We start from the raw sequence: 7709 nt of genomic DNA on the forward strand, positions 1-7709 counted from the left end.
TTACCGCCATCGGCTTCGTCCACGCTACACCGCAGCAGGCATGGCGCGTGCTGACCGACTATGAACGCCTGCCTGATTTCGTTCCTGACCTGATATCGGTGCGGATATTATCCCGCGCCGGGAACGTGGTGCGCATCGAGCAAATGAGCAGCGCCGGCTTCTTTATCCTGTCGCACACGATTCGCATGGTGCTGCAGATCGAGGAAGCGCCCTTTGCGACCATCGACGTCGCGCTGGTCGAGGGGGACATGCGCCGCTACGACACGCACTGGGACATGGAGCCCAGCGGACATGGCGCGGCGGCGGGAACGCGCATCACCTTCAGCGGCACGATGGAGCCGGATTTCGCGATCCCTTCGGTGTTCGGCCGCGCCCTCGTGGAAGCCAGCCTGAAGCGGACGGTGGAAGCGGTGGTCGTCGAGATCGAGCGGCGCAACGCGCACTAGAATCCGCGATCCGTCCTGAACTTGTCCGTCGCCGCGACCAGTGCCTCGGCAATCCCCGGCTCGTAGCCGGAATGGCCCGCGTCGTCGATCACCTTCATCACCGACCCCGGCCACGCCGCGTGCAAGCGGAATGCCGACAGCGGCGGACACACGACGTCATAGCGCCCCTGCACGATCACCGCCGGCAGGTGGCAGATGCGGTCCATGTTGCGGATCAGCTGGTCTTCGCTGAAGAATCCCTTGTTCACGAAATAATGCGCTTCCAGCCGGCCGACGCCGATGCTGATCTTGTCGGAACTGAAATCGGCGATGGCTTCCGGATCGGGGCGCAGGAACAGGCAGCGTCCTTCGTAGCGGCTCCAGCGGCGCGCTGCCGGAATGTAAATCTCGGGATCGTCGCAGAAGAGGCGCTTCGCGTAGGCCTGCAGCAGGTCGCCGCGTTCGTCGGCCGGGACACCGGCAGCGAATTCGTGATGCACCTCCGGGAAGAACCAGCGGATGCCGTTCAGGAACCAATCGATCTCTTCCTGTGTGCAGAGGAAGATGCCGCGCAAGACGAAGCCGGAGCAGCGTTCGGGATGCGCCTGCCCGTAGGCCAGCGCCAGCGTCGAGCCCCAGGAGCCGCCGAACACCAGCCATTTGTCGATGCCGAGCATGATGCGCAGGCGTTCGATGTCGGCCACCAGCAGCGGCGTGGTGTTGTTGCGGTATTCGCCCAGCGGCGTGGACTTGCCGGCCCCGCGCTGGTCGAACAGTACGATGCGGTAGTGCGCCGGGTCGAAAAAGCAGCGGTGCCGGGGCGACAGGCCGCCGCCGGGGCCGCCGTGCAGGAACAGCACCGGCTCGCCTTCGGAGTTGCCGCACTCTTCCCAATACAGGGTATGCAGCTCGTCCACGGGCAGCATGCCGGCGCGGTACGGTTCGATCAGGGGATACAGGGGCAGGTCGTCCATGATGTGTGCGTGTTGTGGGTCTTCCATTTTAGCCGCCCCATATTTTTTTCCGAAGGAGTAGCCATATCCGATTATTTCCTGTAGACTTCAGGCCCTTCAGACGTGGTGACAAACGTCAAGCAGTTTCCTGGAGCGGTAGTTCAGTCGGTTAGAATACCGGCCTGTCACGCCGGGGGTCGCGGGTTCGAGTCCCGTCCGCTCCGCCAAAATAAAAAAAGACGAACCTTCGGGTTCGTCTTTTTTTTCGCCTGCCCGGTTTGCACCGGGCTGCATTCTTCTTACGCGGCTTTCTTCTGCTGCTCTTCCCCGCCCAGCGCTTCCACCAGCTCGGCGACCATCTTCGCCAGTTCGCCGGTCATCAGCGCAAAATCGGTATCGAAACGCTCATCCTCGTTCTGCGTGGACGAATCGGCATTTTCCTTCAGCACATCCAGCGGCGCGACGCGCTTGACCGCCAGCGTCTCGGTCAGCACGAAGGACACGCGGTCGGCCCAGGTCATTGCCAGGCGCGTGCACTGCTTGCCGCTGGCGATGTGGCGGCGTACGTCTTCCGGCTCCAGCGTGTGGCGCACGTAGCGAACCGTCGCCTTGCCTTCGCCGGTGGAACGCAGTTCGGTGTCCTGGTCGACCGTGAAGCCGGCCGGCGCTTCATCTGCGGCGAGCCAGTCAGTCATTGCCGACAGCGGTGAACGCTCGGTGCGCAGCGCGGCGAAAGGCAGGGTTTCCAGCGACTTGAGCAGGATCTTGAATACTTCGTCGGCCTTGGCCGCGCCAGCGGCATCGATCACCAGCCAGCCGTTGACCGGGTCGATCCACACGCGCGTGCTGCGCTGGATGCTGAACGCGCGCGGAAGCAATTCGTCGGTGACCTGCTCCTTCAGTTCCTTCATCTGCTTGCGACCCGGCTTGAAGCCCTGCTGTTCCTCGATCTCGGCGGCGCGCGCCTTGGTGACCTGGTTGATGACGGTGGACGGCAGCAGCTTCTTTTCGGTGGCGAGCTGCAGCAGCATCTGGCGGTTGACGGTGTGCACCAGCATGCCGTTCTCGCGCGGCGAGACCCAACCCTGCGTCTGCAGGTCAAGACTGGTGCACGGCGCGAAGGCCTGGGGCGCGAGTGCCGCTTCGAGCTGTTCGGAGGACAGGGTCCACGGAGCGGTGAGACGATAGATCTGGAGATTCTTGAACCACATGATGCGCGCCTGAAAAAAACGGAGGCGCCATTTTACCCGCCGGCCCCGGGAGCGTCTGTAGTTTCCTCGCCAAACAGGCCGAGCTGGTGGAAATCCTCATCCTCTTCCAGACGGACGCCGACGCCGAGCAGGCGCACCGGCCGGTTGCCGCGCGGGTAGGCGGTGTCGAGCAGCCGGTAGCAGGCGGCCTCGTCGATGATAGTGCTCACGCACTCCGCGGTGGTGCGGCGGAAATCAGCGAAGCGCATTTTCACGAACAGCTTGTGGATGTGGCGCTCCGCCTGTGCGCGCTGCACGCGCTGGCGAAGCAGGTCGATCAACGGCGCCAGCTCGCGGCGGCAGGCGTCGAGGTCCTGCAAGTCGGTGACGTAGGTTTCCTCGACGCTGACCGATTTGCGCTCGCGGCTCGGGCTGACCTGGCGGCGATCGACGCCGCGGCTCAGGTTGTACAGGCTGCCGCCGAATTTGCCGAAGTGGCGCTGCAGATCGAGAACGGTCCACGCGCGCAGGTCGCCGCAGGTGAACGCGCCCAGCTTCTTGAGCTTCATCGCGGTGACCTTGCCGACGCCGAACAGCTTGTCGACCGGGAGCGCGGCGACGAATTCATCCACCTCATGCGGGCGCACGACAAACTGCCCGTTCGGCTTGTTCCAGTCGCTGGCGATCTTGGCGATGAACTTGTTCGGCGCGATGCCGGCCGAGGCGGTGATGCCCACGGTGTCGAAGATGCGCTGCCGAATCTCCTGCGCGATGAGCGTCGCGCTATTGCGGAAGTGCGGCGAGTCGGTGACGTCGAGATAGGCTTCGTCGAGCGACAGCGGTTCGACGAGGTCGGTGTAGTCGCGGTAGATGGCAAGGATCTGCTTCGATGCGGCGCGGTACTTCTCCATCGCCGGCGGCATCACGATCAGGTCGGGGCAGCGCTGCAATGCCTGCGACATCGCCATCGCGGAGCGGATGCCGAACTTGCGTGCTTCGTAATTGCAGGTGGCGACCACGCCGCGCTGGTCCGGCCTGCCGCCGACCGCCAGCGGTTTTCCGCGCAGCGAAGGATCGTCACGCATCTCGACCGAGGCGTAGAAACAGTCGCAATCGCAGTGGATGACTTTGCGGAGGGGAGCGGACACGGTGCGTTACGTCGCGCGAGGAAAGCGGAGGCCTTCATTGTACTGGGGGAAGGCCTCCGCCGCAGCGGCGTAACGTTTAAAACGATCAGCGGCCGGACGAGTTCGTGCCGTCGACGTTGCGCTGCACGCCAGGCTCGTTGCGCGAGGCCTTCAGCGCGGCGTTGGCTTCACGCTTCTCTTCCTTGTATTCCTGCTTTGCCGCCTTTTTCTTGTCCTTGTACTCGGCCTTGGCCTGCTTGCGCGTTTCGCGGCGTTGTACGTAGGGATCGACCGGCGTGCTGGCTGAAGGCGTGCTGGTGACGGTCGAGGTGGTGGCTGCGCCGGCCGGCGCGGTCGTCGCGGCGGCTCCCGAGCCGGATGCGGATGATCCGGTCGCGGCAGCGCCCGAGCTGTTCTCGACCGGGACTGGCACGGCAATGCCGGCGGCCGGGCCGGTGGTAGCGGTAGAGCTTTGCGCCTGCGCCATGCTGGCGGCGGCGATCAGAACGGAACCGAAAAGAATCCTGTGCAGTGTTGCCATCATCAACTCCTGAAAGAAAGGGACTCGGAGGCGCGCCGTGTTGCCGCGCGCCGCGGAGAAAGCCCGTGATTCCCGGGATGCTGCGGCTTTCGTTACCGGACTGACAAGAGAGACGAGTGGGAAGTTCCGGATTTTGTGCCTTCAGGCAAGGCTGTAACATTTAGAAAATTGTTGGCAGCAGGTAATTTTGATATAACAACAGTTCCACTCAGCACATCCGACTCATGGCTCTCATCTCCAGCACAGCGGTTGCCAGTACCGTCCCGGAAACCGGGACAGCCCCCAGCAATCCGGTCAATCCAGTGATCGGCAAACCGATCTCCGGCGATTACCGCATCGATGCCCTGCTCGAATCGGCGGACTACCGCTGGAACGCCGGCAGTCCGCTCGGCACTGCCGTTGAAGTAACCTACAGCTTCATGTCGGAAAAGCCGTCCTACGGCGGCACCGACAGCGACGGCTCGACCGGATTCCAGACATTCAGCAACGCGCAGCGGGCAGCGGTGCGCGACATCTTCGCGCAGCTCGCCACGATGCTGAACATCAGCTTCCGTGAAGTCGCCGACGTCGGTTCCAACTATGGCCAGATCCGCTTCGGCAACAATATGCAGCCCGATTCATCGGGTTACGCCTTCCTGCCGAATTCGGACAGCAGCGACATTTCTGGCGATGTGTGGATCAGCCTCGACTATTCGACAGAGCAGACACCCGGCAGCTTCAGCTATTCGACGCTGCTGCACGAGATCGGCCATGCGCTCGGATTGAAGCACCCTGGCAATTACAACGCCGGCGAAGCCCCGGTGCAAGACGCCAACGCGACCTACCTCGGCCAGGCCGAGGACATCCAGCAATACACGCTGATGTCCTACCGCGACGCGAGCTATTCCGAGGGCCAGCAGCGGACCTGGTACGGTCTCTACGACATGCTTGCGCTGCAGTACCTGTACGGGGCGAAGAGCGTCAATACCGGCGACGCCAACACCTACAGCTACAACGACGCATCGGGCCGCAACCTGACCTTGATCCAGGACAGCGCCGGCACGCAGGACACGATCGATTTGTCCGCGGTGACCATCGGCGCGCATGTCGACTTGCGCGGCGGCGGCTTCAGCTCGGTGGGCAAGGGCCAAAGCGGACATCTTGCGATCGACAACCTGACGATCATGGCCGGCACCATGATCGAGAACCTGGTGGCGACCGCGGGCAACGACACGATCACCGGCAATGCTGCGTCGAACCGGATCACCAGCGGCGGCGGCAGCGATACCATCGATGGCGGCGGCGGAACGGACACCGTTATCCTGCAGGGCAATCGCGGTGCGTGGAAGCTTGCAGTGAGCGGTGCCACGGTGACCGCGAACCGCACCGACAATTCCGCGACGTCTGCGCTCAGCAATGTGGAGCGCATCCAGTTCAACGACATGAACGTCAACCTGCAGGCGGGCGATGCCGCGAAATCGGTGACGGCGGCGCAGCTGAAATCGATCGAGGAACTGTATGTCGCCTACTTCAACCGCATCCCCGATGCCGACGGTCTCTCCTACTGGGCCGGCCAGCTCAAGGGCGGGCAAACGATCACCCAGGTGGGCGAGTCCTTCTACAGCGCCGCGGTGCAGTATGCAACACTGACGGGCTACAGCTCGGACATGGGCAACGCCGATTTCGTGCGCGTGATTTACAAGAATGTGCTCGGACGCAGCGGCACGAACGCACCACCGGACGCGGACATCAATTACTGGGCGAATGAAATCGCCCAGGGCAGGGAGACCCGCGGATCGCTGATCAGCACCATGCTCAATTCCGCACACAGCTTCAAGGGCGACACCACCTGGGGCTGGGTCGCCGACCTGCTCGACAACAAGGTCGCGGTCGCCAACTACTTTGCCGTCGACAACGGGTTGAATTACAACACCGCCGAGGATTCAATCAGCAAGGGCATGGCGATCGCCGCCGCCATCTCGGCGACCGATACCGGTGCCGCAATTCAACTGATCGGCCTGCCCGCCTGAAGAAATTTCCGGCGGTCTGGCGAAATTACACGCGCGCCTCCCATTTGGGCGCGCCGCGTGTGCAAAACGCACGGCGGCATGGAGTTTGCACATCCTGATCTTCCTTTGAATCATGTGGAGCAAGATCATGGCCAGCAACACACTCGACCCCGACAACATTCCCGAACCCGACCGCAAGCTCGGCAAGGGGCATGGCACCGGTTCGCTCGGCCCGAGCGATACCTCCGACTCAGGCAGCGACGTGCAAGGCGGACTGCGCTGGGCGGAGGAAGCCGACATCGGACTGGACAAGGGCACCTATGAAGATCCCGACAGCGGACGGCGCGATGTGAGCGCCGGGCCGGACATCGGCGATGCGGGCCTCGACAGCGATACCGATGCGGTCGGGACAGGCGAACGCGGAACAGCGGGACGTGATTCGGATATCGAAATGGGCGCGGACATTGATGTGGACCGCATCGATTACCTGAATGCGGACGAGGACGCCAGCCTGGATGATGCCGACTCGCCGCCGCCGCGTTCCAACGATCCGGGACGTCCGCAGCAGCGGCGCTAGCCTGGAATGGCTGGCATGGACGCACCGCTCGATTGCGTGATCGTCGGCGCCGGTGCGGCGGGCCTGACTGCCGCCACCTACCTCGCCCGCTTCCGGCGCCGCTTTGTGATTCTCGACGGTGGCACCAGCCGCCTGCTGCTCGTCCCGACCTCGCACAACACCCCCGGCTACGTCGGCGGCGTGCACGGTGCTGACCTGCTGTCGCGGCTGCGTGCCCAGGTGGCGGAGTACGGTGTGTCCGTCACACCTGGCACTGTCGATGCGCTCGACCGCCTGCCTGACGGCGGCTTCCACGCGAGCGCCGGTGAGGCGCGATTGCTGGGGGCGTCCGTCATCATGGCCACCGGCGTGGTCGACGTTGCGCCTGAAATCCCGGAGGTCAAGGAAGCGTTGGCAGCGGGCTTGCTGCGCTTCTGCCCGATCTGTGACGGCTTCGAGGCGAGCGGCCGCAAGGTGGCGGTCGTCGGACGCGGCAAAGGCGGTCTCGGCGAGGCGCTCTTCATGCGCCACTACACGCCGCAGGTGACGCTGCTGTCGATCAGGGGCACGATCGAACCCGATGACGAGGAAAGCGAGCGGATCGTCCGCGCCGGTGTGCGCGTGGTGCGCGAGCCGGTAACGCTGTCACGCCTTGGCGACGGACTGCGTGCGCGTCTGTACGATGGCAGCGAAGAACGCTTCGATGTGGTGTATGCCGCGCTCGGCACCATCGTCAACTCCGGCCTGGCGCAACGGCTTGGCGCGCGAGTGACGGAGGCAGGCTGCCTGCTGGTCGACGCGCACCAGCAGACGTCGGTCGAGGGCTTGTATGCGGCGGGCGACATCGTTGCCGGGCTGAACCAGATTGCCGTCGCGATGGGCCAGGCGGCAGTTGCCGCGACAGCCGTGCACAACCGCCTGCGGCGGTG

At 64.0% G+C, this 7709-nt stretch carries 8 protein-coding genes and 1 tRNA gene; 5 read left to right on the plus strand and 4 right to left on the minus strand.

Translation table 11 applies throughout. The annotated features are described in order from the left end of the window. The coding region (locus tag AYR66_RS18920) for an SRPBCC family protein (RefSeq protein WP_206047220.1) at positions 1-446 on the plus strand (446 nt) is incomplete at its 5' end. Here AYR66_RS18920 and pip read toward each other — a convergent pair. After that, the gene (pip, locus tag AYR66_RS18925) at positions 443-1426 is read right to left on the minus strand and encodes a prolyl aminopeptidase (protein WP_234814941.1); all 984 of its coding nucleotides are present in this window, start codon (positions 1424-1426) and stop codon (positions 443-445) included. The genes AYR66_RS18920 and pip overlap by 4 nt on opposite strands. Positions 1427-1528: 102 nt before the next feature. On the opposite strand from pip, the gene AYR66_RS18930 reads away from it, so the two are divergent. After that, positions 1529-1605: transfer RNA gene (locus tag AYR66_RS18930), tRNA-Asp, on the plus strand. Between the two features lie 72 nt (positions 1606-1677). Here the strand turns inward: AYR66_RS18930 and AYR66_RS18935 are convergent. The 3 genes from AYR66_RS18935 to AYR66_RS18945 all read right to left on the minus strand — a co-directional run bounded on the left by AYR66_RS18935 (position 1678) and on the right by AYR66_RS18945 (position 4239). After that, the gene (locus AYR66_RS18935) at positions 1678-2589 is read right to left on the minus strand and encodes a recombination-associated protein RdgC (RefSeq protein ID WP_088708790.1); all 912 of its coding nucleotides are present in this window, start codon (positions 2587-2589) and stop codon (positions 1678-1680) included. 32 nt (positions 2590-2621) lie between these two features. Next, positions 2622-3716, minus strand: coding sequence for a DNA polymerase IV (gene dinB / locus AYR66_RS18940; protein ID WP_088708791.1), 1095 nt, complete (start codon positions 3714-3716; stop codon positions 2622-2624). A gap of 85 nt (positions 3717-3801) precedes the next feature. Then, positions 3802-4239 (minus strand): hypothetical protein, encoded by a 438-nt coding sequence (locus AYR66_RS18945; protein ID WP_141104109.1) that lies wholly within the window; start codon positions 4237-4239, stop codon positions 3802-3804. Positions 4240-4460: 221 nt separating this feature from the next. On the opposite strand from AYR66_RS18945, the gene AYR66_RS18950 reads away from it, so the two are divergent. From AYR66_RS18950 to AYR66_RS18960, 3 genes are all read left to right on the plus strand, one after another. Beyond that, entirely contained in the window at positions 4461-6245 is a 1785-nt protein-coding gene (locus AYR66_RS18950) for a DUF4214 domain-containing protein (RefSeq protein ID WP_088708793.1), read from the plus strand. Between the two features lie 127 nt (positions 6246-6372). Beyond that, positions 6373-6801 carry a hypothetical protein gene (locus tag AYR66_RS18955; RefSeq protein WP_088709930.1) on the plus strand — a complete coding sequence of 143 codons (429 nt, stop codon included), beginning with the start codon at positions 6373-6375 and terminating at the stop codon, positions 6799-6801. 15 nt (positions 6802-6816) lie between these two features. After that, positions 6817-7709 (plus strand): NAD(P)/FAD-dependent oxidoreductase (locus AYR66_RS18960; protein WP_206047221.1); only part of this gene is annotated, 893 nt, incomplete at its 3' end.

This window comes from Noviherbaspirillum denitrificans (assembly GCF_002211445.1).
Classification (GTDB): Bacteria; Pseudomonadota; Gammaproteobacteria; order Burkholderiales; family Burkholderiaceae_D; genus Noviherbaspirillum; species Noviherbaspirillum denitrificans.